24 protein-coding genes and 2 pseudogenes are annotated in these 25857 nt (G+C 72.2%); 16 read left to right on the plus strand and 10 right to left on the minus strand.

Annotated features, from left to right (window positions below; all coding sequences use genetic code 11):
• Nucleotides 1–108, minus strand: a pseudogene (locus CCN44_RS46075) (TetR family transcriptional regulator); the annotation flags it as partial.
• 595 nt (nt 109–703) lie between these two features.
• On the opposite strand from CCN44_RS46075, the gene CCN44_RS11355 reads away from it, so the two are divergent.
• The 4 genes from CCN44_RS11355 (at nt 704) to CCN44_RS11370 (ending at nt 3204) form a co-directional block, all read left to right on the plus strand.
• Complete coding sequence (locus tag CCN44_RS11355; protein ID WP_059247300.1) at nt 704–1453, plus strand: SDR family oxidoreductase; 750 nt, start codon at nt 704–706, stop codon at nt 1451–1453.
• Between the two features lie 86 nt (nt 1454–1539).
• Nucleotides 1540–1854, plus strand: a complete 315-nt coding sequence (locus CCN44_RS11360; RefSeq protein WP_086697563.1) for a nuclear transport factor 2 family protein — start codon at nt 1540–1542, stop codon at nt 1852–1854.
• A gap of 98 nt (nt 1855–1952) precedes the next feature.
• Nucleotides 1953–2321 carry a low temperature requirement protein A gene (locus CCN44_RS47780; protein WP_414820495.1) on the plus strand — a complete coding sequence of 123 codons (369 nt, stop codon included), beginning with the start codon at nt 1953–1955 and terminating at the stop codon, nt 2319–2321.
• Nucleotides 2322–2328: 7 nt separating this feature from the next.
• Nucleotides 2329–3204 (plus strand): LysR family transcriptional regulator, encoded by an 876-nt coding sequence (locus CCN44_RS11370; RefSeq protein ID WP_086697564.1) that lies wholly within the window; start codon nt 2329–2331, stop codon nt 3202–3204.
• 732 nt (nt 3205–3936) lie between these two features.
• Here the strand turns inward: CCN44_RS11370 and CCN44_RS11375 are convergent.
• On the minus strand, nt 3937–4365 hold the full coding sequence (locus CCN44_RS11375) for a DUF2690 domain-containing protein (protein WP_059247297.1): 429 nt from the start codon (nt 4363–4365) through the stop codon (nt 3937–3939).
• Between the two features lie 874 nt (nt 4366–5239).
• Here CCN44_RS11375 and CCN44_RS47785 point away from each other — a divergent pair.
• Together CCN44_RS47785 and CCN44_RS11390 are read left to right on the plus strand one after the other, a co-directional pair.
• Entirely contained in the window at nt 5240–5788 is a 549-nt protein-coding gene (locus tag CCN44_RS47785) for a helix-turn-helix domain-containing protein (protein WP_086697565.1), read from the plus strand.
• A 363-nt stretch (nt 5789–6151) separates the two neighbouring features.
• Complete coding sequence (locus tag CCN44_RS11390) at nt 6152–7501, plus strand: MFS transporter (protein WP_223284005.1); 1350 nt, start codon at nt 6152–6154, stop codon at nt 7499–7501.
• Nucleotides 7502–7880: 379 nt separating this feature from the next.
• On the opposite strand, the pseudogene CCN44_RS11395 reads toward CCN44_RS11390, so the two are convergent.
• The 3 genes and pseudogenes from CCN44_RS11395 to CCN44_RS46085 all read right to left on the minus strand — a co-directional run bounded on the left by CCN44_RS11395 (nt 7881) and on the right by CCN44_RS46085 (nt 10084).
• Nucleotides 7881–8647 (minus strand): annotated as a pseudogene (locus CCN44_RS11395) (transposase).
• Between the two features lie 112 nt (nt 8648–8759).
• Nucleotides 8760–9281, minus strand: coding sequence for an RICIN domain-containing protein (locus CCN44_RS11400; protein WP_079080835.1), 522 nt, complete (start codon nt 9279–9281; stop codon nt 8760–8762).
• A 326-nt stretch (nt 9282–9607) separates the two neighbouring features.
• Nucleotides 9608–10084 carry a site-specific integrase gene (locus CCN44_RS46085; RefSeq protein WP_223284006.1) on the minus strand — a complete coding sequence of 159 codons (477 nt, stop codon included), beginning with the start codon at nt 10082–10084 and terminating at the stop codon, nt 9608–9610.
• A gap of 316 nt (nt 10085–10400) precedes the next feature.
• On the opposite strand from CCN44_RS46085, the gene CCN44_RS44385 reads away from it, so the two are divergent.
• Nucleotides 10401–10604 carry a hypothetical protein gene (locus CCN44_RS44385; RefSeq protein ID WP_059247289.1) on the plus strand — a complete coding sequence of 68 codons (204 nt, stop codon included), beginning with the start codon at nt 10401–10403 and terminating at the stop codon, nt 10602–10604.
• A gap of 413 nt (nt 10605–11017) precedes the next feature.
• Here CCN44_RS44385 and CCN44_RS11420 read toward each other — a convergent pair whose 3' ends face one another.
• Nucleotides 11018–11368, minus strand: a complete 351-nt coding sequence (locus CCN44_RS11420) for a winged helix-turn-helix transcriptional regulator (protein ID WP_059247287.1) — start codon at nt 11366–11368, stop codon at nt 11018–11020.
• 93 nt (nt 11369–11461) lie between these two features.
• On the opposite strand from CCN44_RS11420, the gene CCN44_RS11425 reads away from it, so the two are divergent.
• The 3 genes from CCN44_RS11425 to CCN44_RS11435 all read left to right on the plus strand — a co-directional run bounded on the left by CCN44_RS11425 (nt 11462) and on the right by CCN44_RS11435 (nt 15951).
• On the plus strand, nt 11462–12349 hold the full coding sequence (locus CCN44_RS11425; protein WP_086697569.1) for an NAD(P)-dependent oxidoreductase: 888 nt from the start codon (nt 11462–11464) through the stop codon (nt 12347–12349).
• A gap of 553 nt (nt 12350–12902) precedes the next feature.
• Nucleotides 12903–13856 carry a LysR family transcriptional regulator gene (locus CCN44_RS11430; protein WP_086697570.1) on the plus strand — a complete coding sequence of 318 codons (954 nt, stop codon included), beginning with the start codon at nt 12903–12905 and terminating at the stop codon, nt 13854–13856.
• 139 nt (nt 13857–13995) lie between these two features.
• Nucleotides 13996–15951 (plus strand): collagenase, encoded by a 1956-nt coding sequence (locus CCN44_RS11435; protein WP_086697571.1) that lies wholly within the window; start codon nt 13996–13998, stop codon nt 15949–15951.
• Nucleotides 15952–16029: 78 nt separating this feature from the next.
• Here the strand turns inward: CCN44_RS11435 and CCN44_RS11440 are convergent, their stop codons facing one another.
• Nucleotides 16030–17484 carry a glyceraldehyde-3-phosphate dehydrogenase gene (locus CCN44_RS11440; RefSeq protein ID WP_086697572.1) on the minus strand — a complete coding sequence of 485 codons (1455 nt, stop codon included), beginning with the start codon at nt 17482–17484 and terminating at the stop codon, nt 16030–16032.
• Between the two features lie 189 nt (nt 17485–17673).
• On the opposite strand from CCN44_RS11440, the gene CCN44_RS11445 reads away from it, so the two are divergent.
• Nucleotides 17674–18882: a hypothetical protein gene (locus CCN44_RS11445; protein WP_208639754.1), complete on the plus strand. Its 1209-nt coding sequence runs from the start codon at nt 17674–17676 to the stop codon at nt 18880–18882.
• Between the two features lie 186 nt (nt 18883–19068).
• On the opposite strand, the gene CCN44_RS11450 is transcribed toward CCN44_RS11445, so the two are convergent.
• Nucleotides 19069–20247, minus strand: coding sequence for a Cmx/CmrA family chloramphenicol efflux MFS transporter (locus CCN44_RS11450; protein WP_086697574.1), 1179 nt, complete (start codon nt 20245–20247; stop codon nt 19069–19071).
• Nucleotides 20248–20644: 397 nt separating this feature from the next.
• Between CCN44_RS11450 and CCN44_RS11455 the strand changes: the two genes are divergently transcribed.
• A complete protein-coding gene (locus CCN44_RS11455; RefSeq protein ID WP_079080833.1) occupies nt 20645–21337 on the plus strand; it encodes an alpha/beta fold hydrolase in 693 nt (230 codons plus the stop codon).
• A 40-nt stretch (nt 21338–21377) separates the two neighbouring features.
• Here the strand turns inward: CCN44_RS11455 and CCN44_RS11460 are convergent, their stop codons facing one another.
• Entirely contained in the window at nt 21378–21692 is a 315-nt protein-coding gene (locus CCN44_RS11460; RefSeq protein WP_086697575.1) for a hypothetical protein, read from the minus strand.
• A gap of 237 nt (nt 21693–21929) precedes the next feature.
• Here CCN44_RS11460 and CCN44_RS11465 point away from each other — a divergent pair, with 237 nt between their 5' ends.
• The 3 genes from CCN44_RS11465 (at nt 21930) to CCN44_RS11475 (ending at nt 24341) form a co-directional block, all read left to right on the plus strand.
• On the plus strand, nt 21930–22250 hold the full coding sequence (locus tag CCN44_RS11465) for a hypothetical protein (RefSeq protein WP_059247279.1): 321 nt from the start codon (nt 21930–21932) through the stop codon (nt 22248–22250).
• A 160-nt stretch (nt 22251–22410) separates the two neighbouring features.
• Nucleotides 22411–23241, plus strand: coding sequence for a PP2C family protein-serine/threonine phosphatase (locus CCN44_RS11470; RefSeq protein ID WP_059247278.1), 831 nt, complete (start codon nt 22411–22413; stop codon nt 23239–23241).
• Between the two features lie 74 nt (nt 23242–23315).
• On the plus strand, nt 23316–24341 hold the full coding sequence (locus tag CCN44_RS11475; RefSeq protein ID WP_189397365.1) for an MASE1 domain-containing protein: 1026 nt from the start codon (nt 23316–23318) through the stop codon (nt 24339–24341).
• A 19-nt stretch (nt 24342–24360) separates the two neighbouring features.
• Here the strand turns inward: CCN44_RS11475 and CCN44_RS11480 are convergent, their stop codons facing one another.
• Complete coding sequence (locus CCN44_RS11480) at nt 24361–24726, minus strand: hypothetical protein (protein WP_086697577.1); 366 nt, start codon at nt 24724–24726, stop codon at nt 24361–24363.
• A 134-nt stretch (nt 24727–24860) separates the two neighbouring features.
• Here CCN44_RS11480 and selA point away from each other — a divergent pair.
• On the plus strand, nt 24861–25857 hold a 997-nt coding region (selA, locus tag CCN44_RS11485; protein ID WP_086697578.1), incomplete at its 3' end, for an L-seryl-tRNA(Sec) selenium transferase.

Consider the following 25857-nt stretch of genomic DNA (forward strand, 5'->3'; position numbering starts at 1 on the left):
GAACCGCCGGGCCAGCGCGGACACCGTCACCTGGTCGAAGCCGACCTCGTCGGCCAGTTCCGCACCGGCGCGGACCAGACGTTCGGTGGTCAGACCCGCACGCGCCATCGTCGCTCCTCCCGGCCTCCGCACGCTTCCCGGCTGCCAGAAGGAGTATGAGACTTCCTAAAGGGTTTAGGCAAATGGGATCAGTGTTTAGGTCGTGCGCGGTGCGGTCGTGGACTCGGGGACCACCAGGGAGAAGGGGCCGACGAACTCCTCCTGGGCCGCCGGCGGTCCCTCGCGGCCCCTCCGCCACCATCGCCCGGGCCCGCCGGGCGCCGCGGCCATGGCCGGCGCCGGCAGGCTCCGCACCGGCCGTGGGGCCCGCGGGCAGGCCGAGGGCGGTAACCAACCGGCCTGCTTCGTCCGCCTCGGCTCCGCGCCAAGGCGTTCTGCACGCGGACCGTCGAGCGGCTGGGCGAGGCTGTACGGGGCGGCTGCCGGCACTGGCGGCCTTTGTGGCGGCATCGCGATACGGGCGTCGGCCCCTGTGGCGACCGCGGCAGTGTTTCGTGCGAGACCCCCGTGTGACCAGCGGGTATCCATGTCGTTTGTGGGGCTACGCATAGGTTGCGTTGGCCTGCGTCCGGTATGTCTGCCTAGCCTCGTGAGTGGAAGTGATCAAGCCGGTCACTGACGCGGATATGAGGAGGTGCTGGACATGGCCGAGCACACGCTGAAGGACAAGGTCGCGGTCATCGGCGGGGGCGAGAAGAACCTGGGCGGGCTGCTCAGCAGGACGTTCGCCGAGGCCGGGGCCAAGGTCGTGGTGCACTACCACACCTCGGAGAAGGAGGCGGAGGAGACCGTCCAGGCCATCAGGGACGCCGGCGGGCAGGCGGTGTCCGCGCAGGGGGACCTGACGGACGTCGCGGCTGTGCGGCAGCTGTTCGACACCGCGGTGGACACCTACGGCGGTGTCGACGTGGCGGTGAACACCACCGGGATGGTGCTGCGCAAGCCGATCCTGGAGACCACCGAGGACGAGTACGACCGCATGTTCGGCATCAACGCCAAGGCGGCGTACTTCTTCATCCAGGAGGCGGGGCGCCGCCTGAACGACCACGGAAAGATCATCAGCCTGGGTACGTCCCTGCTGGCGGCCTTCACCGACGGCTACTCCACCTACGCGGGCGGCAAGGCGCCGCTGGAGCACTTCACCCGGGCCGCGGCCAAGGAGTTCGCCGACCGGTCGATCTCGGTGAACGTGGTGGCCCCGGGCCCCATGGACACGCCGTTCTTCTACGGCCAGGAGACTCCGGAGCGGGTGGAATTCCACAAGTCGCAGGCCATGGGAGGCCAGCTCACCCACATCGAGGACATCGTCCCGCTGATCAGGTTCCTGGCCACCGAGGGCTGGTGGATCACCGGCCAGACACTGTTCGCCAACGGCGGCTACACCACCCGGTAAGCCCCCACCGCCGGGGCCGCCCGCAGCGGCGCGGCCGGCCCCGCCAGCAAGCGCCGTACCGATTCCGGCACATGGGGAGACACAGGATGACTGCCGAGCTGACCGATCCCGCGGTAGCCGGGTTCGTCGCCGCGGTCAACGCCGGCGACAAGGAGGCGTTCTTCGCCGCCCTCACCGACGACGCCACGATGTCCGACGACGGCACCGACCGCGACCTGCGAGAGTGGACCGAGCGCGAGATCTTCTCTTCGAACGGCCGCATGGACGTCGAGGAGGTCTCCACTGACGGCCGTACGCTGACGGCCACCTACACCAACTCCACCTGGGGCAGCATGCGCACCCGGTGGGTCTTCACCGTCACCGGTGGCCGTATCAGCCGCTTCGAGACCGGCCGAGCCTGACCATCCCCAAGCACCTGCTTGAGCGTCTGGGCATGGTCGGCCTCCTTGCACCCCCGCACCGGCCCGCCGCCAGGCGGATGAGACGAAAGAAACGCCCGATGAGCAGCAGTGACAGTGTGGTGGAGCGTGATGGGGCGCTGCGGCGGGCGATGCGCGGGCGGGATCCCGGTGAGGAGCACCGGGCCTCCACCCCGCTGGAGCTCTTGTTCGACCTGACGTTCGTGGTCGCGGTCTCGCAGGCCGCAGCCCAGCTTCACCACGCCCTGGCCGAGGGCACGTCGGCGCCGGGCTGCTGGGCTACGCCGCCGTCTTACGGCCTGCTCGTCGCGGCCGACGCGCTGGTGGTGCTCGCCCTGGCGCTCGCCGCGTCCACGCTCGGCGTGGGAGGTGCAGTGCTGGGCATGGGCCTGGCCGTCGCCGCGGCACTGGCCGCCAACCTCGCCGTCTACCGCCACCGCAGGAGGTGAGCTGAGGGTGGGCTTGGATCTGAACAAGCTGGAGCACCTGATCGCGGTGGCCGAGGAGGGCAGCATTACCCGCGCCGCCGCCCGCCTGCACCTGTCCCAGCAGGCGCTGTCCACCTCCATCCGCGTCCTGGAACGCGAAGTGGGCGTCCCCCTGCTGGAGCGCGCCACCACCGGCATCTCCCTGCTGCCCGCCGGCACCGCCCTCGTCGAGGACGCCCACGTCCTGCGCGGCACGGCACGCTCCGCCCTCCAGCGCGCGCGCCGCATCGGCCGCGGCGAGAAAGAAGTCCTGCGCCTGGGCCACACTCCGGCCGTCACCGGGGAGGAGGTCATCGCCCTGCTGCGGCAGGTGACTGCCGCCCACCCCGACCTGGCCACCGACGTCAACCAGCGCTACCCGGACGAACTCACCGCTGCTCTCCTGGCGGGAGACCTCGACATCGGACTGTGCCGGGCCATGCCCCCGCCGCACGGGCTGGCCCGCACCACCCTGGGCCACCAGCCCCTCAACATCGCGGTCGCCGCCGACCACCCCTTCTCCACACGCCCGTCGGTGGCCCTGGCCGAACTCGCCGACCAGCACTTCGTCGTCTGGGGCCAGCCCGGCCACTCCGGCTACACCGACCTGCTCATCAGCCACTGCCGCGCAGCCGGCTTCGAACCCCGCACCGAACGCACCCCCCTCCAGGGCACCCCGCCCGCCACCGCCGTCATCGGCACCGACCGCCTCGCCTTCGTCACCACACCCCCAGGCCCCGCCGTCGGCGGCGCCGTGCGCGTCCTCGCCCTCGACCCGCCCCTGTACGCACCCCTGCACGCTCTGTACTCTCCGCGCACCACCAGCCCCGCCAAGGACACCTTCCTGGCCACTGCCACTCTGTAACCGGACCAGCGCCGCCCTGCACGGCACTGACAACGAGCTTGTGCCCGATCCCGGTTGCGGGCTTCAGGACTCGGTGCGGCGCGGGGCTCCCGTCGGTGCACACCGCCGTAGGAGCGGCCCGCCTCCTCCGCTCCGGACGAGAGGGGGCGGCTGGCGACGGTCACGGGCCCGGCCCGGTGGGAGGACCTGTTCACCGCACCGGCGATGAGTACCCGGTGCAGTTCGTACGGCCCGCGGACACCAACCGGCCGCCCTGGGCGGCGTACGGGGGCGGCACGTACCTGGGGACGGTGAGCGGCGAGCCGGACGGCTGGCGGCCCGACTGGCGGGTGCAGACCACGCATGAGGCCCACCGGAACTTGGACGACGTCGTGCTGCCCTGCGGCGTCCCGCGTCCTGGCCGCGCGAGCGCGTGCAGTCCGCACGCTGGGCCCGCACTGCACGCTCCGCTGCCGGGCTCCGACGCCCTGCGCGCGTTCGCAGCGGACGCCGCTCACCGCGCCGGCACCTGCCTCGACGGGCAACAGCTCCCTGCCGTCCCGTGGAATCCCCGTGCAGCGGCGCCCGAGAGGCGGCAGGTTGAAGAGGCGATCACCATCCGCGCCGTCGACTTCAGTGGCACCCCGGACCGGGGCGCCACCGCCACCGGACGAAAGAGCCGGGCTCCCGGTGGACGCGAGCCGTCCCACTGGCTCACCGCTACCGGGACCTTGGCCCGTCACCTACTGACGCCTACCACCAACTGGTGCACCGGACGTTTCCGGTGCTGTCGTTCTTGCCGCAGGCGCGCATCAGATTGCCGCCGTTGTAGCGTGCATCGGTGAACGTGTCGGACCCGGTCTGGACGGTCGTCACGTTCAACGGGCCCTCCCAGGTCCTGCCGCCGTCGTAAGAGCGGTCCACCCATACCTTGTCGCCCGGATCGGCGTTGGTGATCCGGCCCCACGAGCAGCGGAGGGACGGGCTGTACCGCAGTTCGATCTTGATCGTGTCGACCGTTGCGGTCCTCGCCGTGTAAGCGTCGCTCTTGTGGTAGCAGGTGCCCGCTGCGGCCTGGACGCTCGGTTCGGCCTGGGCAGCGCCCGCTGCGCCGAGAGTGGAGAAAAGGGTCGCGGCGACCAGCACGGTGGCCCTGGCGACGTTGCCGCACAGAAGTTTCATCGTTCCTCCGTTGTTCGTACGCCTCGTCACCCGGTCCCCTCCGTCGGGTACTGGGTGACGAGGTCGCCCCGGTTGCGGGTCGATGCCACAAGTTCAGCCTGTTCAGGATTGTTCAGCAGCCCGCGTGGGTCACACTGAACAATCACGCTGGACTGCGGCGACGCCGGGGAGCGGGGGAGTTCGAAGCATGGGGCGTCCTGAGAGACCGGTCGATCCGAACGACGGGCCGGTGCAACGGTTCGCTTACGCGTTATGGAAGCTGCGGCAGGAAGAGGGCGGGCCGACCTGCCGGCAGATGGCCCGCCGGGCCCACTATTCGGCGACCGCGCTCTCACAGGCGAACAGCCGGAGAGCAGCTTCCCTCACTCGCTGTCGCCCTGGTCTGTGCGAAGACTCTCGGCGGCGACCTGGAGGAGTGGGAGCGGCGCTGGAAGGAAGCGAGCGAGGAATCGGCGCCCACGGCTCTGGAAGAGGCGGGCTGGTCGCCGTATCAGGGACTGGCGCGGTTCGAGCCGGACGACCGCGAGCGGTTCTGCGGCCGGGACGAACTGGTCGCCGAGGTCAGGCGGATGACCGCCGGGCACCGTTTCTCGTAGGAGGAGCCGCTCCCGCAGGCGCCGGAGCCGCTAGCGCCGACGCGGGTCCTGGGCCTGATGGCGGCACTGCAGGAGTCGGTACGGCGCCGGGCCTCCGGACGCTGAGGCCCTGCGCACGTGTCAGCAGGCGACTCCTGCACTCCTGCCCTTTTGCCGGCTGCTGGGGCGGGTTCTACGGTGGCTGCGCCGGGTGGTGTTGTCGGACCACCGTCAGCAGGGCGGGCGGGGCCGACGAGCAGAGACACTGGCGGGGCTGGCGGGGGAGTGGAGGGAACGGGGTGGGGCGTAAGGAGAAGCCGCTGGACGCGGACGCGGGTCCGGTGCAGCGGTTCGCGGCGGACTTACGGGCGTTGCGTGGCGAGGCGGGTGCGCCGACGTACCGGGCGATGGCCCAGCGCAGCGGGTACTCGGCGCCCGCGCTGTCGCAGGCGGCCGCGGGGGAGAAGCTGCCGACGCTGGCGGTCGCCCTCGCCTATGTGGCGGCGTGCGGCGGAGACGCGGACGTGTGGGAGAAACGCTGGCGGGGCGTTGCGGAGGAACTGGCCGCCGTCCCCCGGGAGGACGCCGACGCCGAGGAGTCGCCGTACCGGGGTCTGACACGGTTCGAACCCGGGGACGGAGAAGCGTCGCCGGCGTCCTGGAGGTCGATGAAGTCCGCGTGCGCTTGGCCGACGCCGGACGTTCTGCTGACCGGCCGATACAGCTCCGCTTCCTGGTGTGCGGCGAAGCGCAGGGGTGTCGTATCGTGGACGGGTCGCTGTGCCGAGGTGTCGGTGGCAGCGTTCCTGTTCCTCCTGTATGTCGATCTTGAGGTGACTTCTTATTAACCAGGCCGTGTAGTCGTCCGTGTTCCCCGCGTGCCGATGTGTCGCACGTGTCCGGGGGCGGACGTCGCGTTGGCCTGAGTTGCGTCACCCACCCCCGCAGTTTTCTGTCTTTCCCGGGTGCAGCTCTGCCGTCTGCCCCGGGTTTCGTGCTGTTCGGCCCCGGTGCGGCTGTAGGCAGGGCTCCCCGATTCCTTTCGGATCAGGAGTCCCCCTCTCGTGTCTTCCTCCGCGCTCGGCAACGAGCCGCAGCACACCACCCCCACCTCAACCGCAAAGCCAGGTGCAGCTCACCCGGCACCTGGTTCGTCGAGGATGGGCTTCGCGGCCCGGATCGCTCTCCTGGTGCTGCTGACCGCTGAGCTCATGGACATCCTTGACCAGTCGGTCGTGCTGACCGCGCTGCCCGCCATCCAGGAGACGACCGGTGCCGGACCGGACACCTTGCAGTGGCTGACCACCGGCTATTCCCTGCCCGTCGCCATAGGGCTGATCACCGGCGGACGGCTCGGCGACCTCTACGGGCGGCGCAGGCTCCTGCTGATGGGCGCCGTCGTGTTCACGACGGCCTCACTGCTGTGCGGCCTGGCGGCCGGGCCGGGCGTCCTGATCGGCGCCCGCGCGCTCCAGGGCATCGGTGTCGCGCTGATGATCCCGCAGATCCTGGCCAGCCTCCACGTCACCCTCGAAGGGAAGAACCGCAGCAGGGCCTTCGGCCTCTACGGGGCTGTCCTGTCGATCGCCAACGTCCTGGGGCCGGTCATGGGCGGCCTGCTCACCGAGGCCGACTTCTTCGGGCTGTCCTGGCGGCCGATCTTCCTGATCAACGTGCCCGTCGGCCTCGCCGTCATCCTTCTGGGACGCCGCTTCATTCCCGAGTCGACCGCGAAGAAGGCCGACCGTCTCGACCTGACCGGCGTGCTGCTGTCCGTACTGGCCATCATCATGATCGTCTTTCCGCTCTCCGAGGGACACGTGCACCACTGGCCGCTGTGGTGCTTCGCCTTGCTCGCCTCCGGTGGCCTGGTGTTGGGGGCGTTTGTGCGCCAGCAGCAGCGCAAGCAGGGCAACGCGCCTCTGCTGCCCCTGCCGCTCTTCCGGGGGCGCCAGTTCTCCGGCGGTACGGCTGCGCAGTTCGTGCACGGTCTGCTGTGCGGGCTGTTCTTCATGACCTGGACCCTCTACCTCCAGCGCGGTCTGGGCATGAGCCCGGTCGAGGCCGCCATCGCGTTCGTGCTGCTGTCCGTTGGGGAACTGGCCGGCGCGACGATCGCCGCGAAGAGCGCCGGGCGCTTCGCCCGCCGCCTGCCCCAGACCGGCACCCTCATCACCATCGCCGCAATGGGCGGCTACGGACTTCAGATCGCCGCAGACCAGGCGAGCCTGACCTTGCTAGGGATGGCCGCTCCGGTGGTCCTGATCGGGTTCGGTCTCGGCATGGTCAGCGGTCCGCTCGCCGACATGACCCTCGCCAGGGTTCCGCACGAGGACGCGGGGGCCGCTTCGGGCCTGTTCAACACCGCCATGCACCTGGGCATCGCCCTGGGCACGGCCCTGACCGCCCTGGCGTTCTTCGCCACCACCAACGGCTCTCCCGATGTCGCACTCAACCGCGACGCGTTCCGCACCGTGCTGTGGTGGGTCACCAGCCTCCTCGCCCTGATGTGGGCCCTGATGTTCTGCCTGCCCAAGCAGGCTGGCGACCAGGCTGACTGAGCCTCCCGGCCCCGGCCCCGGCCACGACGTCGGCCGGGGCCCGGGGCCGGCCCCCCACTGCCCCTTCCCGGTCCTCGCCCTCTTCGATGTCAGCGGTCGGGAAATTAACCAAACAGGCTACGTGCGGGCTCGACGTGCTCATGTAGGGGACAATGTCGGCGGTGGGCAGATGGTGGCTCCGCCGGAGTCGGTCGTTCTCGGCGGTTAGCTGGTTGAGGGCTCGGATGAGGCCAGTGGTGTCGGCGCGGAGCTCGGCGACGATGGAATATCGGGGACAGCCCGAACGCCTTCTACTCGGCCGTCGACCTGCTCATCGAATCCTCCTGAGCCCTGTGCTCGTCGCATCGCCCTGCTGCTCGCCACTCCGATCGAGTTCGAATCATCTGGTGACGGCCAGGTTGTGCAGGCGGGCGATGCCGAGCATGGCCCGGTGAACTCCGTTGCCCTTGAGCCGGCAGTCTCGCAGGATCTTCCAGTTCTTGAGTCGTGACAGGGCGTGTTCCACGCGTGCTCGTGCACGGCGGTGGACGGCGTTCTCCGCCTCCTGTTGCGGGCTGAGGTGACTCTGGCCTCGGCTTCTGCGGTGTGGAATGAGGAGTCCGGTGCCTTGGTAGCCGCCGTCGGCGATGGTCGGGGCTCCGTGGCAAGCTCGGTCGATGCCAGGCTCTGTGAACGCCCGGCAGTCATTTCGGCTGCCGGGCAGCGGGAGTCCGATCGCCACGACCAGGCGACTGTTTGCGTCGATAGCGACCTGCAGGTTGGTCGAGTACCGGAAGTTCTTGCTGGACGCCGCCACGCTGCGATCACGGGTCGGCACCAGGTGCCGTCGACGATGTAGACGGCACCCTCGCGCGATCGGCGCGCAGGCGAGATGGCCAGCAACGGTGCGAGATGGTCCAGAATGCGGCCGGCAGCGGACTTCGAGACCCCGAACAACGGCGCAACCTGCCGCAACGTGAGGTTCGTGCGCCAGTACGTGACCACCAGCAACACTCGATCCCCCAGCGGCAAACCCCACGGTCGATCGCGCTGCACGTCGCCCCCTCGCCGCCGCACCAGTGCCACCAGCCTGGCGAACTGCGTCCGGGGCAGCCCCGCAAAGGGCTCGATCCACATCGGATCGCCTGCTGAGATCACCCCACCCATGCCCAACCAACTCGCCAAGCGCACAACCAGTTACGGGACAACCTCTAGGGATTGAGGTCCGGGCAGTTGCCGGCGCAGCCAAGGAAAAATGCGGTGACCGCTGACGTCTTTCTCAGTACCAGGACTGGTAGGGGCTTTGTGTGCCGGCCGGGGCGCAAGGGAACATTCGGAGATGGGCTTCGAAGCTGTCGTCCAAACAGTTCCTAGAGGCCTGATTCTTGAAAGTGAGGCCCCCGTCACGCCAGTGGATAACGTACCAGTAGTTATCCAACGATCCGTCGCAGGACACACTGTAGACCGCGTTGCCTCCCCCGGTGAGGCAGCGGCCGGTGTTCTGGTTCTTGAGCGTGACCGTGCCGTCTCCCCAGTTGTGCACGTCCCACTTCTGGAAGGTCATTCCATTACAGGGAAAGACCGTGCGTGTACCGTATGCCAGACTGTCATCCAGGCACGCTCCCGTAGCCCGATTCTGGAAAGTCTGGCCGTAACCGTCAGCAGCAGCGGGAGTTGCACCCCAGCCGATGGAGCTACCCATGATTACCGCTAGTGTCGCAAGCATATTGCGCGCCTTTCGGCTTCGCAGCATCTTCAAATCCTCCCGTGAAGAGCGCGGTATTGGCGATGATTCTGTCATCGCCACGTCCTGGCGGTAATGGGCAAAAATACGTACTGGATTTCCCTTGCGTCCGCGTTCGACGTGTGCTCGGCATCACCAGGTGCGGTCGGCCGCGATCTGCTCGACAGGCGGCTGCTGGCCGGCCTTCGGCGGAGAGTGCCGGACCGTTGGCTGGTGCAGATACCGCACGCCCTCCTGTGTGTCGGCCTGGCCTACGAAGAGCATCTCGCTGGTGCCGCCAAGGCATCGGACGCTGAAGCAGCCCGTGCCAGGCAGCGCAGGGGGCCCCATCAGATCTGTCGGGGGCCCCTGCTGCACGTCGCGGACCTAGGGCTGCATCTGCCCTACAGCACCCAGTGCAGGGCGTTCTCGCGGAAGCCGTCGTCGCGCTCGCGGTAGCGGCGCATGACCTTCGAGCCGGGGGCCCATCCGCCTTGGCGCTCGGTCACGGCGTCGGGGTTGCCGGCGCGGGAGGGCTCGGTGACCAGTCCCCGGCGGGGGCTGTGCCCGGTGGGCCGGATGTCGAGTCCGGCGCGGGCGCCGATCCGGGTGAGGATGTCGCCGATGGTGACCGGGTCGAGCCCGCTGGCCAGGACGGTCTTCCAGTGGTTGTGCACCGCGCGGAACGTGAAGGAGTCGGGGGCGGCCTCGCCCGTGCCTTCCCCGCCCCGGACCGCGTCGACCAGCCCAGCGGGATCGAAGCCGCCCGGGCCCGGCGCCGCCGCCAGGCCGCAGCCACCGAAGCGGCCATCCTTGGCCGCGCCCGGGGCGATCGCGGCCGCACGCCAGGCCGGGACGCCGGCCGCTGAACTGCGGACCACGGCGTGAGGGGGGAGCAGTTGTCGTGAGGTTGCCGCCGGGCCGTCAGCGGATAGTGCGGCAGGCGGTTCCAAGTCTTTCGCGTGTGGGTGTGCCTCATGGGCGGCAGAGGGTGAAAGCGCTGGTGGTGTTCATGCTTCGGTGCGGCGGCGTGGTGCTGAGCGGTGTCTCACCGCTTCCTTCTCGCCATTCCGGTCACTCCACGCCTTGCCCCCCCGCAGCGATGAAGATCAGCCAGCACAACTCCCGCACCTACACCGTCAGCTGGGCCCCGGCCGACGACCCCAGGAACTACCCGTACGCCGCCTCGCCGACGGCGTGATCGAGGACGCGCTGCGCGCCCTGGGCGACCCGATGGCGTTCGCGCAGGTGCAGGCCGGCGACCGCTCCGGGCTGCCCGGAGTGAAGCCGAGCCGCCTGCCCTCCAGCCAGGCCTCCGCAGGCCCGAACCGGACGAACAGCCCCGGCTCGCCGGGCTGCTGGAAGGGAGCGCCGGTGGCGAGCAGGCGGGCAACGGCCTGAAGGGGTGGATGAGCGTCGCGGGAGTCAGGCAGGGCCGGGGGCGTAGCGGGCGACCGAGGCGAGGATGCGCGACGTGACGGCGGGCGGGATGTGTGCGCTGAGGCGCGCGGTGCAGATCCGGGCGGGGCCGGTGGGCGACGGCGCGAGGCCGCGTGGCGGCGGACGCGGCCGCATCGGGCATGGCGGCGTGGTCCACCGGGCCGCCGAAGATCCGCTCGCCGAGGAGCACCACGGGACGGTCCACCTCCGGAGTGACGGGGCGTCAAGGGGCGGACGGGAGGGGCCGGGTGCTCCGGCGGCGGGGAATACCCACTTTTTTGTGGGTACTTGGCAGCCCCTGACCGTCCGGGAGAAGCTGTTTCCCGAGGGCAGGGGCTGCCGGGGAACGAACGGGAGGTGACAGCCGCGGCCCGTCAGGACGCCGCTTCGCGCTCGCGGAGCAGCTCCAGACGGCGGTGACCCCACTCGGCGACGGGATCCAGTGCCGCGGCCAGATCACGGCCGAACCCGGTCAGCGAGTACACGGTCTTCGGTGGCAGTACGTCGTGCACCTCCCGGTGCACGAGGCCGTCGTCCGTCATCTCGCGCAGTGTCTGGGTCAGCACCTTCTCGCTCAACCCGGGCAGCCGGCGGCGCAGTTCGCCGGGCCGGAGCGGGCCGGACTCCAGCAGCCACAGCAGCGACGTCTTCCACTTGCCGTCGATCACGGCGATCGCGGCGGTCACTCCGCACACGTTCGGGTCCTGGGCACGGCTGCGCGTCATCGTCGTCCTCTTCGGTTCCCCACGGCCGTCCGGCCGTCCTTATTCCATCACTTGCGGTCACCATGTGCGGTGACCACGTACGGGAGTTGCAACATGTCCACAGCTTCGAATCTTCCTGCCGTCACCGTGCTCGGTCTCGGCCCCATGGGCCGGTCGCTGGCCGGCGCGTTCGTCCGGGCCGGCCTGCGGACCACGGTCTGGAACCGCACGCCCGGCAAGGACGGGGAGCTGACCGCGCAGGGGGCCGTCGGCGCCGTGTCGGCCGAAGAGGCCGTCTCCGCCTCGGAATTGGTCGTCGTCTGCGTGGTGAACAACGAGGCCGCCGACGCGATCCTGCGCCAGGACGCGGTCACCCGCGCGCTGAAGGGCCGTACCGTCGTGAACCTGACCGCCGACACGCCCGAGCGGGCCCGGGGCACCGCCCAGTGGGCGGCGGAGCACGGCATCGGTTACCTGGACGGCGCGATCATGACACCGGCCTACAGCATCGGCACCCCGGAGGCCGTCTTCCTGCACAGCGGCCCCCGCGACCTGTACGAGCAGCACCGGCCGGCGCTGGAGGCGCTCGGCGGGACGCACACCCACCTGGGCGAGGAGATCGGGCGCGCCGCCACCTTCGACGTCGCGCTGCTCGACATCTTCTGGACCGCGATGGCGGGTTACGCGCACGCCGTGGCGATCGCCCGCGCCGAGGGCGTCACCGCCCGGGAACTGGCCTCCTTCGCCCAGGGCATCGCCGCGATCCTGCCGCCGCTGTTCGAGCAGTTCGCGGAGGACGCCGACAGCGGCACCTACTCCGGCGAGATCAACCCGATCACCTCGGGCGCCTCCACCATGGCCCATGTCGTCGAGGTCTCCGAGTCCCACGGCATCGACGCGAGCGTGATGCGGGCGGTGGAGGGCCTGTCCCGCCGGGTCATCGGCCTCGGCCACGGCAGCGACGGGTTCATGCGGGTGGCGGAGGTGCTGGGCCGCCGCTGAGCACCGCGCCACCGGAACACGGACCGGCCGCCGGGCCCTTGCGGCCCGGCGGCCGGCCGCGTGGGGTCCTCCACCCGGGCCGTCACCGGTGCGGAGCCGGCCCGTGCCGCACCAGCGGGGCGGGGCCCGGGTTCGGGAGGCGCTGAAGCGCCGGCCGCTCCCGGTGCCGCACTCGCGGGACCAGCGGCGGGCGGCGGTGCGCTCCACGGGTTCCCCGGCCGGGCCGACCGCGGCGGCCAGGACGTGAACCCCGGCCACGCCGGAAGGGGGCCGTCGCGGCCTCGCGTCCTCGTGCGAGCCGCTCGCGCTGCCCGGGCCGCGCCGGCGCCGAACCGTCCCGGGGAACACCGCACACCCAGGGCCGGCACCGTGCTCGGGGCGGGCCCTGGCGCAGCGGTGACTTGTGCCGGGGGCGGCACGATGGAACGCTTCGGTCCGCCGGTCGTGCACAGGGTCGGCGAGGGGCTGTGAGCAGCAGCGGAACCCCGAACAGCGCAGTCGGTCGCCGGGGCTCGGGCGCGGCTGGTCGCGGGTGTGGACGGAGAGGGGACCGATGGAACTGGAGCTGCGGCACCTGCGGGTGCTGTGCGCGATCGCCGACGCGGGCAGTGTGGGCCGCGCCGCCGCACAGCTGGGCTACTCGCAGCCCGCCGTGAGCACCCAGCTCCGGCGCATCGAACGCCACCTGGGCGAGCCGCTCTTCGAGCGCGGACCGAGCGGGGTCCGGCCGACCCGGTACGGCGCCGAGGTCGTCGAGCAGGCCCGGGACGTCCTCGTGCGGGCCGCCGCCATCGGCCACCGCCCGGCCGGCACCCGCCCCCGCCGGACCCTGCGCGTGGCCGCGACCAACTCCCCGATGCTGTCCGGCACGGTCTCCCGCATCCGCGCCCGGCTGCCCGAGCTGACCCTGTCGGTCACCAGTGTCTACGCGTCCTCGCGGATCGTGGAGCTGCTGGAGGAGGGCGCGGTGGACGCCGCTATCGCCGCCGACTACCCGGGCATGGAGCTACGGCACTCGACCGCCGTACGGCACCGCGGCATCGTCACCGAACCCACGTTCGTCGCCCTCCCCGCCCGGCACCGGCTCCGGCAGAACGCCCAGGTGCAGCTCGCCGACCTCGCCGAGGACGCCTGGTTCGTGACCCCGGACGACGGCGCGGGCTGGCCGGGGGTGTTCTACGACGCCTGCGCCGCGGCCGGGTTCACACCCGTCACCGTCCACGAGTGGCTCGGCGACCAGACCCAGTTGCAGAGCATGATCGCCGACGGTGTCGGGGTGTCCCTGGTGCAGCCGACGCTGCGGCCGATCCCGCACGTCCTGGTCAAGCCGCTGGCGGGCTCCCCGCTGTGGTGCCGCTATGTGCTGGCCTGGCGGCCGGACACCGTCGCCGACGACGTCGTGGAGACGGTGTTCCAGTCCGCCACGGCCGCGTACCGCGACCTCGTCGCCCAGGCACCGCACCTGCGCACCTGGGCCTCGCGCACCTGGAGCGCCGCCGGGGCGTAGCGCGGGCGCGGCGCGGTGTTATGGGCCAGCAGTGCCATGTGCTATGTCACACGCCATTGCTGGGCGGGCGGTGCGCTGAGACAGTCCCTCACACGCCTCAACACCCCACAGAGGCGCATCCCTTCGTGGAGGAATCCCGATGCGCTATCGCTTCGCGCTGCCCCGGCGCGTGCCGAGAGGCACGGCCGGCCGCATCGCCGGCGCCGCCGCCGTCTGCGTCACCCTGGCCGGCCTGCTGTCCGGCCCCGCGCTGGCGGCACCCCGGCCGCACACCGGGGCGGCGACCGCCGGCGCGCCCCGCCCGCAGCCGCCCGTGCCGTCACCGGCCGCCGCGTCCACCGCCGCGACCGAGCGCCCCGCGACCCAGCCCGAGCGGCTCAGCCCGGCTCAACTTCCGCCCAGCCGACCGGCCTTCACCCGGCAGGCCGGTCCGCGCACCGCCCGGGTGACCGCCTGCGCCCCGGCCGACTTCGGCAGCCGTACCGGCTCCGCCCTCGTCTCCCACGTCAAGGCGGCGACCCCCGACTGCGTCAACACCCTCTTCTCGGTCACCGGCAGGGACGCGCGCGACATCTTCCGCGAGTCCCAGATGCTGGCCGTGGCGAACGCGTTCACCCGCACCGCCGGGCAGTACCGCGGCGACAACTCCGGCAGCCTGCTGCAACTGGTCCTCTTCCTGCGCGCCGGCTACTACGTGCAGTTCAACCACCCCGGCGACGTGGGCACGTACACCCCCCGCCTCACCACCGCCGTCACGAGCGGCATGGACACCTTCTTCGCCCGCTCCCACTCCCGTGACGTCACGGCCGCCAACGGCGACATCCTCGGCGAGACCGTCATCCTCACCGACAGCGCCGACCAGCAGGGCCGCTACCTGTACGTCTACCGGCGGCTGCTGAACGACTACGACAGCTCCTACGACGCGATCGACAGCATGATCAGGGCCGTCAACGACGTCCACACACCCCTGTGGCGCGGCAACTGGAACCCGCGGTACGTGCGGGCGGTCCAGGCCGACCCCCGCATCGTCGACACCCTGTACGACTTCGCGCTGGCCCACACCGACCGGCTCGGCACCGACCTGGCGTTCCTGGACACCAACGCCGGGATGAACCTGGCCCGATACACCGAGCACCCCGAACTGCGCGACGACGTGCGGCCGTTGGCCAAGGACCTGCTGGACCGGACCGGGATCACGGGTCCGACGGCCGGGCTGTGGGTGGCCGTGGCCGCACAGGCCGCCGCCTACGACCAGGCCGACTGCGCCTACTACGACGTCTGCGACCTGCCGGCGAAGCTCGACAAGGCCGTCCTGCCCGTCACGCACCACTGCGACGCCCGCGTCACCGTCCGCGCCCAGGCGCTCACCGCCGCCGACCTCGCCGCCGCCTGCGCCAGCGTGCTCGGCCAGGACGCCTACTTCCGCTCGGTCGTCGAGGCCGACGGCCCGATACCCGGCCAGTACGCCTCCACCCTGCGCTTGGTGGTGTTCGCCGGCCGCGCCGACTACCAGACGTACGCCGGGGCGATGTACGGCATCAGCACCGACAACGGCGGCATGACGCTGGGCGGCGACCCCTCGGACCCCGCCAACCAACCGATGTCGATCATGTATCAGAAGGACCGGGACAACGGCTTCCCGGCCCGGATCTGGAACCTGAACCACGAGTACACGCACTTCCTGGACGCCCGCGACGACATGAAGGGCGACTTCGCCCGGCAGATCTCCGTGCCGGACGTGTGGTGGATCGAGGGCATCGCCGAGTACGTCTCCTACAGCTACCGCGGCCTCGCCGACGAGCAGGCGATCCAGGAGGCCGGCAAGCACACGTACCGGCTCAGCACCCTGTTCGAGAACACCTACGACAACAGCGACGTGACCCGCACCTACCCGTGGGGTCACCTCGCCGTGCGCTACATGGTCGAGCGGCACCCCGACGACGTCCGGCGCATGCTCGCCCGCTTCCGCGTCGGTGACTACGCCGGCGGATACGCCGTCTACCACGACGGCATCGGCACCCGCTACGACGCCGACTTCGACCAGTGGCTCACGGCGTGCGCCGCGGGCGCGTGCCGCAGGCCGGTCCCGGCCTGACCCGGCGCGCGTCCATGACGACGGCCGCCGACCGGAAACCCCGGTCGGCGGCCGCAGGCGCACTCACGGCGGGGCGGATCAGACCGCCGTCGCCGGGTACGTCGGGTACTCCACGCCCGAGACGTGCTGGACGACGCGGACGACCTGGCAGGAGTAGCCGAACTCGTTGTCGTACCAGAGGTAGAGGATCGCGTTGTCGCCGTCGACCTTCAGGGCGCCGGCGTCCACGATCGAGGCGTGGCGCGAGCCGATGAAGTCGCTGGAGACCGCGTCGGGCGCCGTGATGAAGTCGATCTGGCGCTTCAGCGGGGAGGTCAGCGACACCTCGCGCAGGTAGTCGTGGACCTCCTCGCGGGTGGCCTCGCGGGCCAGCTGGAGGTTGAGGATGGCGATGGAGACGTCCGGCACGGGGACGCGGATCGAGCTGCCGCTGATCTTCGCCTTGAGGTCGGGCAGCGCCTTGGCGACGGCGGAGGCGGCACCGGTCTCGGTGATCACCATGTTGAGCGGCGCGGAGCGGCCACGGCGCTCCGACTTGTGGTAATTGTCCAGCAGGTTCTGGTCGTTGGTGAACGAGTGGACCGTCTCCACGTGGCCGCGCAGCACGCCGTACTCGTCGTCCATGGCCTTCAGCGGCGGGACGATCGCGTTGGTGGTGCAGGAGGCGCAGGACAGGATCTGCTCGTCCGGCTTGATGGTGTCGTGGTTGACTCCGTGCACGATGTTCGGGACGTCGCCCTTGCCCGGCGCGGTCAGCACGACCTTCGCGATGCCGGGGCGCAGGTGCTTGGACAGGCCCTCGCGGTCACGCCACTTGCCGGTGTTGTCGATCAGGATGGCGTCCCGGATGCCGTACTCGGTGTAGTCCACGGACGTCGGGTCGTCGGCGTAGATCACCTTGATCGCGTTGCCGTTGGCGACGATCGTGCTGCTGTCCTCGTCCACGGTGATCGTGCCCTGGAACTGGCCGTGGATGGAGTCGCGGCGCAGCAGCGAGGCGCGCTTGACGAGGTCCTCGGCGGCCCGGCCGCCGCCGCCGCGCACGACGATGGCGCGCAGCCGCAGGCCGTTGCCGGAGCCGGCCTTCTCGATCAGCAGGCGGGCGACGAGGCGGCCGATGCGGCCGAAGCCGTACAGGACGACATCGCGCGGCTCGCGGCGCTCGATCTTGTTGGCGCCGGTGGCGCCGGCGACCGCCTCGGCGGTGAACTCGGCCACGCTCAGGCCCCGGTCGTCGGCCTTGTGCATGGTGGCCAGCATGCCGAGGTCGATCTGGGAGGGGCCGAGGTCGAGGGCGGTGAGGGCCTGGAGGTACGGCATGGTCTCGGTGACCGACAGCTCGGCACCGGCGATCTGCCGGGCGAAGCGGTGCGTCTTCAGAATGCTGACCACCGACTTGTTCACCAGGGAGCGGCTGTGCAGCAGGACGGTCACGTCCCGCTCGCGGTGCAGCTTCCCGATGAGCGGGATCATCGACTCCGCGATCTCCTCGCGGATCTTCCAGTTGGTGAACGAGTCGTCGTTGACAGTCACAGATCCATCTTTCGAGCTAGGCAGCGCTCATATGATAACCACACGCCCTTCGGGGGGAAGTCGGGGGGTTGCCGGGCCCGTCCGGGCGCCCGCGGGCCGGGGGAGCGGATTCCTGAATCAGGGTGGAACCGGGTGAGAAACCCGGGTCGCGCGTTGCACCGCGTCACGGCCGCGCCCAAGGTCGGGACCGTGAGTACCTCCTCCGTGCCCCGGCCCGAGCCGACGGCCCCCTCCGGGCCCCTGAGCCGCCCCCGGCTGCCCCGGCCGGCCGGGCCCGGCTCGCCGCAGGGATTCCTGCCGGCCCTCGCCCTGTTCGCGGGCCTCCGGCTCGCCGGGATCCTCGCGGTGATCCTCACGAACGAACTGCGCGGGCACCCGCTGGTCAGGAACCTGGCCCACTCCTGGGACTCCCGCTGGTACCTGCACATCGCCACGCACGGCTACGGCCACCTCATCTGGGTCAGCCCGCAGGGCGCCGTCCAGACCGACTGGGCCTTCTTCCCGCTCTATCCGGCGCTCATCCGCGCGCTGACCCTCCCGCTGCCGCTCACCCCGGGCCAGGCCGCCCTGCTCATCGCCTGGACGGCCGCGGGCGTCGCCGCGTACGGCATCTACCGCGTCGGGCACCATCTGTACGGGCGGGGCGTCGCCACCGCGCTCGTCGCGCTGTGGGGCGCACTGCCGCACGCGGTCGAACTCACCATCGCCTACACCGAGTCGCTGTTCGCCGCGCTCGCCGCCTGGTCCCTGTACGGCGTGCTCAAGGAACGCTGGCTGGAGGCCGGCACCCTGGCCGCGCTCGCCGGCCTGTCCCGGCCGAGCGGCTTCGCGGTGGCGGTGGCCGTCTCCCTCGCCGCCGGGTACGAGGCGCTGCGGCAGCGCGGCCGGGCCCCGGCACGGCTGTGGGCCGGCGCGCTCCTGGCCCCGCTCGGCTGGCTGGCCTACGTGCTGTGGGTGGGCAGCCGCACCGGAGACCTCTTCGGCGGGTACTTCACCGTCCAGAGCGCCTGGGACTCCCGCTTCGACTTCGGCGCCGGCTCGGTGCGCTTCCTCGGAGCCCTGCTGCTGCACGGCGGAGGCGTCGTCTACCCGGTGGCACTCCTGATCGTCCTGGCGGGCCTGCTGCTGTTCGTGCTGCTGTGCCTGGACCGCGCCCCGCTGGCCCTGGTCGTCTACGCCGGCGTCCTGGTCCTGCTGGTGGTCGGCGGCTCGGGCTCCTTCTCCTCCAAGCCGCGGTTCCTGCTGCCGGCGTTCCCGCTGCTCATCCCGATGGCGCGGGCACTGGCCCGGACCTGGTGGCTGCGCCGGCCCCCGGCGGTGGCCGTGTACGGCGCCCTCGCCCTGTTCTCCCTGCTGACCGGCGCCTATGTGACGGCGGTGGCCCACTCCCCGCTGTGAGCCACCGCCCGTTCACCCGCGCAACGCCCGGTCCTCCGGGCATCGGCGGGTCACCATCACCCGTGCACCGCACGGGGCATCCGTGCACCGGCGGCCATCCGTGCACCGGCGGGTCACCGCGCGCCGCCGTTCACCTTGGCATCGGCGGGTCACCGTGCACCGGTGGGTCACTGCGGTCCCGGCCGCTCACGCGGTCCGTTCCCGCCGGCGCGCCGATCCCCGGACGACCAAGCCCGCGACGGCCGTCAGCAGCGCGCTGACCCACACCGGGGAGCGGTGGCCGAGGCCGCCGTCGAGCGCGGCACCGCCCAGGGCCGGACCGAGCGCGGCGCCCACGTTCAGCGCCGACGTCGCGAACGCGCCTCCGAGGGACGGCGCGTCCACCGCCTCGTACAGCACCCGTGTGACCAGCGTCGAACCGACCCCGAAGGCCAGCAGGCCCAGGACGGGCACCAGGGCGACGGCCGCCGCCGGCTGCCCGGCGGCCACGGCCAGGGCGGCCCAGCCGGCGAGCAGCGCGGCCCCGGCGGCCGGCAGGACCGCCCGCGCGCCGCGGTCCGCCAGCCGGCCGGCGGCCGTCACCCCGGCGAACGCACCGGCGCCGAACAGCGCCAGCACGGCCGGCACCCACCGGGCCTCCAGCCCGCACACCTCCGTGACCAGCGGCGCCAGGAAGGTGAACGTGCAGAAGGTGGCGCCGTTCACGAGCGCGGCGAGGCAGAGCACCGACCGCAGCCGGGGGCGGCGCAGCGCCCGCAGCTCCGCGCGGGCGTCCGGGCCCGGCCCCGCGGCGTCCGGGCCCGGCCCCGCGGTGTCCGCCGGGCCGCGCGGCACCGACCGGGCGACCGCGAGGAGCGCCGGGGCGGACACCAGGGCCACCGCCCAGAACGCCGAGCGCCAGCCCAGCAGTTGACCCAGGGCGGCACCGGCGGGCACCCCCACCACACAGGCGAGCGTGGTCCCGCCGAGCAGCACGGCGGTGGCCCGGCCCTTGGCGTCCGGTGCGACCATGGCCGTCGCCGCCGTCAGACCGACGGCGAGGAAACCGGCGTTGGCGAGGGCGGCGAGCACCCGCGTCGCCAGCAGGACGGAGAAGTCGCCGGTGAGCGCGCCGACGACATGGACGGCGAGGAACACGCCCAGGAACACCAGCAGCGACTGCCGCCCGGGCCGGCGCCGGCCGAGCAGCGCCGTCAGCGGCGCGCCCACGATCATGCCGACGGCGAAGGCGGACGTGAGCGTGCCCGCTGTCGGGACGGAGACCCCGAGGTCCCGGGCGATGTCCGGCGCCAGGCCGGCCAGCATGAACTCGGATGTGCTCTGGGCGAAGACGGCCAGCCCGAGCAGATAGAGAGGGAAAGGCATGAGACTCCACACACCGTGTCGCGGACGGGAAGCGAGCACGCGAACGCGTGCGGGCCCGGCCGGCGCCGCCGCCCCGGGCAACAGTGCGGCGGCCTCCGCATGGCGGAGGAGAGGGCACGTGGAGGAGAAGAAGGGTGCGTGCCGGTCCGGAACCCGGAGGACGGCAGCCCGGTGGTGGCGTGCGAACGACAGCAGAGCCACCGGACGGCCGGTGGCTAGCCTCTGGATGCCTCGGGACTGGACATGCCCGGCACGCTAACGCGCGGACACGGGCGCGCGCCACCCGGTTTTCCGCGGTCGCTGCGGCACGATGGACACCGGCCGTCCGCCGCGAGTGGATCCGGCACCGGCCGTGCTGACATGATCGGTCGACGGACGACGGGGGAGGCACCGCCGCATGAGGCTGCACACGCACGAGTGGGGGACCGGCGACCGGATCGCCGTCCTCGTCCACGGGATCATGTCCGACCACCGCACCTGGCACCGGGTCGCCCCCGTCCTCGCGGACAAGGGGTACCGGGTCATCGGCGTGGACCTGCGCGGGCACGGCGCGAGCGGGCGCGGCGAGTACAGCCCCGAGACGTGGGCGGGCGACCTCGTGGAAACGCTGCCGGAGCGGCCGGAGTTGGCGATCGGGCACTCGCTCGGTGCCATGGCGCTGGCCGGTGCCGTCGAACGGCTGGCGCCCGCCCGGGCCGTCTACTGCGACCCGGCCTGGGACGTGCGCCGGGAACTGGTCGAGGCATCGGCGTACTTCGCCGTCTTCAAGAACGCGAACCGCACGATGATCAGCAGCCTCAACCCGCGCTGGGACGCGGCCGACGTGGACATCGAGCTGGCCACGCTCGCCGACTGGGACCCCGCCACGGCCCGGGTCCTGCCGGCCATCTACGCGGTCAGCCGGACGCCCCGGCGCGCGGTGGTGCCCTCGCTGGTGCTGCTGGCCGGCGCGAGCGACCTCGTACGGCCGGGCCTGGGCGAGGAGTTGGTGCGCCGGGGCTTCGAGGTGCGCACCGTCGAGGGGGCCGGGCACAGCCTGTACCGGGACGATCTCGACGGCTTCCTGGGCGCGCTCGACGGCTGGATCTGAGAGGGGGGGCTCACGCCCCCCGGAGGAACGCGGCGTACCGTCAGCGCGGGTTGAAGATCACGCTGGCGAAGCGGGTGCCGTTGGGCGCCGAGCGGCCGGGCGCGAGCCGCAGCGCGGTCCCCTTGCACTTCTTCTGCGCGTAGATGACGAGCGGCTTCTTCGTCGCGTTGCGGGCGGCGCGCGCCTCCTGGGCCATGTCGAAGCACTTGTTGTCCGGCGGGCCGGCGATGGAGTAGGCCTTGCCCTGGGGTCCGACCCAGACGAACGTGCCGTCGGCGGCGAGCGCGGAACCCGTGGTGGTCAGGGCGAGGGCGAGACCGCCGAGTACGGCGGCGAGCGGACGGCACAGGCGCATGGGCGTGTCCTTCGGGAACGGAGACGGGAGAGGAGCGGACCGAAGCCGCACGGGTAATCTCCCACTCCGGCCCTGCCCGGCCCCGGAGCCGACACGGGCAGGTCCACCGTCCGGGTGACGACGGCGAGGACCGCCAAGGGCGCCGTCCGCCGCGCCGCCGCCCGCCGCGCCGGCGCCCGCTGTGCGAAGCCCGCGAATCGGGGTAGTCGAGGGGACGCCCGAGGAAAGGACCGTCTCATGACGACCTACGTGATCAGCGTCCCCGGCACCTTCACCACCGGGATCGGGGCCGACACCCGCACCCGGCTGGCCCGGGCGCTCAGGCCCGCCGATCCGCACGGCACCCGGATGGGCAGCGCCGAGGACCTGGACGTGCTCAGCGTCAACGAGGACAACACCTTCACCCTCCGCCTGACCGTCGAGGCGGACACCGGCCGGCATGCCGAGGAGGAGGCGCACCGGCTCGCCGGCTCCGCGCTCCGCGACGCGGGCCTGGACGAGCGGACCGCGCCGCTCGGCCCCGCAGTGATCACCGGCATCGACTCCCAGGTGCGCTGAACCGGAACCACCGGCCGATCGATCACTGACCGGCACCGCTGAACCGGAACCGGATCACCCCCCTGGGGCACGATCATCCTATTTCGGTAAAATCTAGGCGTTTGCCAGAAACGCAGGCGACCGGCCCGCCCCGAGCCACCGCCCCGCCGGAAAGTGATCGATGCCCCGCAAGCGCTCCACGGACGAAGGCGACGAGCTGCTGGCCAGACTCGGTTCGCTCACCGCCCAGGCGCGTCAGCGCGCGGAGCAGCAGCGCACCCAGGTCGAGCTGGCCCTCGCCCTGCAGCGCGGCATGCTCCCCCGGGACCTGCCGGCCGCCCCCGGCCTGCATCTGGCGGTGCGGTACACGCCCGCCAACCTCGGTCTCAACGTGGGCGGCGACTGGTACGACGCCTTCACCATGCCCGACGGGCGGATCGGGCTGTCCATCGGCGACGTGCAGGGCCACAACATCGAGGCCGCGGCCTTCATGGGCCAGGTCAGGGCCGGTCTGCGGGCGCTCGCCTCGGTCACCGGCGAACCCGGCGAACTGCTGGCCCGCACCAACGACCTGCTGATCTCCCTGGGCAGCGAGCTGTTCGCCACCTGCACGTTCATGCGGCTCGACCCGGCCACCGGGGTGCTGGAGAGCGCCCGGGCCGGTCACATCCCCTTCGTCTGGGCCACGGCCGACGGCAAGTCCGGCATCGTCGACGACGAGGGGGGACCGCCGCTCGGCATCGAGAAGGGCATGGAGTTCCCGGTGACCCGGCACCGGCTCACCACCGGCGGCGTGTTCGTCCTGCTCACCGACGGTGTCGTGGAGGGGCCGTCGCTGAACATCGAGGACGGCCTCGACCAGGTGGTGCGCCTCGCCGGTATCGCCGCCGTCGCCGGACTGCAGACCCGCGCGCTCGCCGCGGCCGTGATCAAGGGCGCCGAGAGCGTCGGTCACGAGGACGACGCCGCCGTCCTCGTCGTGGGCCTGGACGGCCCCGGCGGCACGCCCTGAACCGGCGGGGCGTTCAGCCATAGGGCCGGACCCGAGCGGGCCTCGCCTCGCCGACCGACGGCCATCGGTGTGAGATGGCTGCTGTGGTGGGTATCGAGGAGCTGCGCCGGCCGGGCGGCTACGCCGTCCAGACGCTGGCCGTCGCCGCCTGCTACTACGCGGCGGCCCGGCTCGGCCTGCTGCGCGAGCTGACCGTCGAGGGCGCCGTCGTCACCCCCATCTGGCCGCCGACCGGCGTCGCCGTCGCCGCACTGCTGATCCTCGGCCTCGGCTGCTGGCCCGGCATCACGCTCGGCGCCTTCCTCTCCGTCCTGTCCCTCACCACACCCGGCCCCGACGTCCTCGGCATCCTCTTCGGCAACACCGCCGCGCCCGTGTGCGCGGCCCTGCTGCTGCGCCGGGCCGGCTTCCGCACCGACCTCAGCCGGCTGCGCGACGGTCTCGCCCTGGTGTTCCTGGCCGCGCTGGGCGCCATGCTGATCAGCGCGACCGTCGGCGTCGGCCTCCTCGTCCTCAACGGCAGCGTCCCCCTCCACAGCTTCTGGCCCGTCTGGCTCGCCTGGTGGGTGGGCGACGCGATGGGTGTCCTGATCGTCACCCCCCTGCTGCTGTTGCTGCACGGGGCCTCCCGGCCGCTGCCGCTGGGCCGCTGGAAGGAGGCGACCGCGCTGGCCGTCGTCGCCTGCCTGGTCGTACCGCTCGCCGTCTACAGCTCGATCAGCCTGCTCTTCCTGGTCTACCCGCTCATCATCTGGGCGGCCCTGCGCTTCCAGCTGGTGGGCAGTGCCCTCTGCGCGCTGCTGACCTCCGTGGTGGCCACCGTCGCCGCCACGGACGGCGTCGGCGCGTTCGCCGGGCTGAACCGGATCGAGGTCATGGTGAAGCTCCAGGCGTTCAACGGAGCCATGGCCCTGACCGCGCTGCTGCTGTCCGCCGTGATCACCGAACAGCGCAACACCCGGCGCTCGGTGGAGCGGGCCTGCCAGGAACTGGTCGAGGTGCTGGAGCACCTCACCGCGGGCGAGGCCCCGCCGCCCCGGCCGCAGACGGACCACGCCGACCACGCCGACGACCGGTCCGGGCCGGCCGGAGGCGCCTGAACAGCCGCTCCCCGTGCCGTCAGCGCTCCGACCGGTTCACCGGCCCCTCGTCGTCACTGCCCGGCTCCGCGGCCGGTGTGCCCGCCGCCGTGGCGCGGCGCTCCCGGTCCGGCGGGTGGGCGGCACCGGTGGCCCCCGGCTGTCCGCCGCCCGTCGTGCCGTACCCGCCGGGAATGCCCGGCGGAGTGTCCGCGGCGGCCGCCGCCTCGCTGATGTGCCGCCGGGCCCGGACCCCCGCCCGGCGCTCCGGGTAGGGGTAGTCGAACGGCTCGGAGGCGGCGCGCTCCCGGTCCGCCTCGCGCTGCCGGGCCGCGGCCCGCTCGGCCGCCGTCGTGTTCTCGTCCTGCCGCTTGCGTGCGCGGTCCTCGCGCTCGTGGTCCTTCATGCGCCGCCGAGTACCCGGGCGGCGGCCACCGCCAACGTCCGTCCCGGCGTGTCGGACGGCCCGCCGGGGGCGCCGGGGGACGATGGGCCGAGCCCCCACGGGCACAGGGCCGGACCAGGAGGGACAGGGGCGGCATGGAGCAGCGGACGGTACGCGGCGGGCCCGGACCCCACGACGCACCCGGGTCCGCGGACCCGCCCGGGCAGCGGCACGCGGCCGACGCCCGCCGCCGCATCCCGCGCACCGACGACCTGCTGCGCGACCCCCGGCTGGCCGCGGCGGCGGACCGGCTCGGCGCGCACCGGGTGAAGGCCGCCGTACGGCAGGCGCAGGAGCGGGCCCGCGCGGGCGGCATCCCACCGGAACGGGTCCCGCAGCACGCCCTGGACCTGCTGCCCGGCACCGCGAGCGGCCTGCGCCCGGTGATCAACGCCACCGGGGTGCTGCTGCACACCAACCTCGGCCGGGCCCCGCTGTCCGCCGCCGCCCGGCGGGCGGTCCGGGAGGCGGCCGGCCCCACGGACGTCGAACTCGACCTGACGACCGGCCTACGGGCGCGCCGGGGACGCTCCACGCTCGCCGCGCTGCGCGCCAGGGTGCCGGCGGCCGGTGCCGCGCACGTCGTCAACAACGGCGCCGCCGCGCTCGTACTGGCCGCCACCGCCCTCGCGGCCGGGCGGGAGATCGTCGTCAGCCGGGGCGAGATGGTGGAGATCGGCGACGGCTTCCGGCTGCCCGACCTGCTCGTCTCGACCGGCGCCCGGCTCCGCGAGGTGGGCACGACCAACCGCACGACCCCCGCCGACTACGCGGCCGTGACCGGGCCGGACACCGGGTTCCTGCTGAAGGTCCACCCGTCCAACTTCCGGATCACCGGCTTCACCCGGTCCGCCGAGGTCGCCGATCTGACCGGCCTCGGTGTCCCGGTCGTCGTCGACATCGGCTCCGGGCTGCTCGCCCCGCATCCGGCCCTGCCCGAAGAGCCCGACGCCGCGACCCAGCTGCGCGCCGGCGCCGCGCTCGTCACCGCGAGCGGCGACAAACTGCTCGGCGGACCCCAGTGCGGGCTGCTGCTCGGCCGGGAGGACCTGGTGCACGCCCTCGCCCGGCACCCGCTGGCCCGCGCCCTGC

The organism is Streptomyces tricolor, assembly GCF_002155905.1.
Lineage (GTDB): Bacteria > Actinomycetota > Actinomycetes > Streptomycetales > Streptomycetaceae > Streptomyces > Streptomyces tricolor.

What these genes read in the sequence shown, in the direction of transcription:
- CCN44_RS11355 (WP_059247300.1), top strand. Translation starts at nt 704, where the DNA reads ATGGCCGAGCACACGCTGAAGGACAAGGTCGCGGTCATCGGCGGGGGC.
- CCN44_RS11360 (WP_086697563.1), top strand. Translation starts at nt 1,540, where the DNA reads ATGACTGCCGAGCTGACCGATCCCGCGGTAGCCGGGTTCGTCGCCGCG.
- CCN44_RS47780 (WP_414820495.1), top strand. Translation starts at nt 1,953, where the DNA reads ATGAGCAGCAGTGACAGTGTGGTGGAGCGTGATGGGGCGCTGCGGCGG.
- CCN44_RS11375 (WP_059247297.1), bottom strand. Translation starts at nt 4,365, where the DNA reads ATGAAACTTCTGTGCGGCAACGTCGCCAGGGCCACCGTGCTGGTCGCC.
- CCN44_RS11390 (WP_223284005.1), top strand. Translation starts at nt 6,152, where the DNA reads ATGGACATCCTTGACCAGTCGGTCGTGCTGACCGCGCTGCCCGCCATC.
- CCN44_RS11400 (WP_079080835.1), bottom strand. Translation starts at nt 9,281, where the DNA reads ATGACAGAATCATCGCCAATACCGCGCTCTTCACGGGAGGATTTGAAG.
- CCN44_RS11420 (WP_059247287.1), bottom strand. Translation starts at nt 11,368, where the DNA reads ATGACGCGCAGCCGTGCCCAGGACCCGAACGTGTGCGGAGTGACCGCC.
- CCN44_RS11425 (WP_086697569.1), top strand. Translation starts at nt 11,462, where the DNA reads ATGTCCACAGCTTCGAATCTTCCTGCCGTCACCGTGCTCGGTCTCGGC.
- CCN44_RS11430 (WP_086697570.1), top strand. Translation starts at nt 12,903, where the DNA reads ATGGAACTGGAGCTGCGGCACCTGCGGGTGCTGTGCGCGATCGCCGAC.
- CCN44_RS11435 (WP_086697571.1), top strand. Translation starts at nt 13,996, where the DNA reads ATGCGCTATCGCTTCGCGCTGCCCCGGCGCGTGCCGAGAGGCACGGCC.
- CCN44_RS11450 (WP_086697574.1), bottom strand. Translation starts at nt 20,247, where the DNA reads ATGCCTTTCCCTCTCTATCTGCTCGGGCTGGCCGTCTTCGCCCAGAGC.
- CCN44_RS11455 (WP_079080833.1), top strand. Translation starts at nt 20,645, where the DNA reads ATGAGGCTGCACACGCACGAGTGGGGGACCGGCGACCGGATCGCCGTC.
- CCN44_RS11460 (WP_086697575.1), bottom strand. Translation starts at nt 21,692, where the DNA reads ATGCGCCTGTGCCGTCCGCTCGCCGCCGTACTCGGCGGTCTCGCCCTC.
- CCN44_RS11465 (WP_059247279.1), top strand. Translation starts at nt 21,930, where the DNA reads ATGACGACCTACGTGATCAGCGTCCCCGGCACCTTCACCACCGGGATC.
- CCN44_RS11470 (WP_059247278.1), top strand. Translation starts at nt 22,411, where the DNA reads ATGCCCCGCAAGCGCTCCACGGACGAAGGCGACGAGCTGCTGGCCAGA.
- CCN44_RS11475 (WP_189397365.1), top strand. Translation starts at nt 23,316, where the DNA reads ATGGCTGCTGTGGTGGGTATCGAGGAGCTGCGCCGGCCGGGCGGCTAC.
- CCN44_RS11480 (WP_086697577.1), bottom strand. Translation starts at nt 24,726, where the DNA reads ATGAAGGACCACGAGCGCGAGGACCGCGCACGCAAGCGGCAGGACGAG.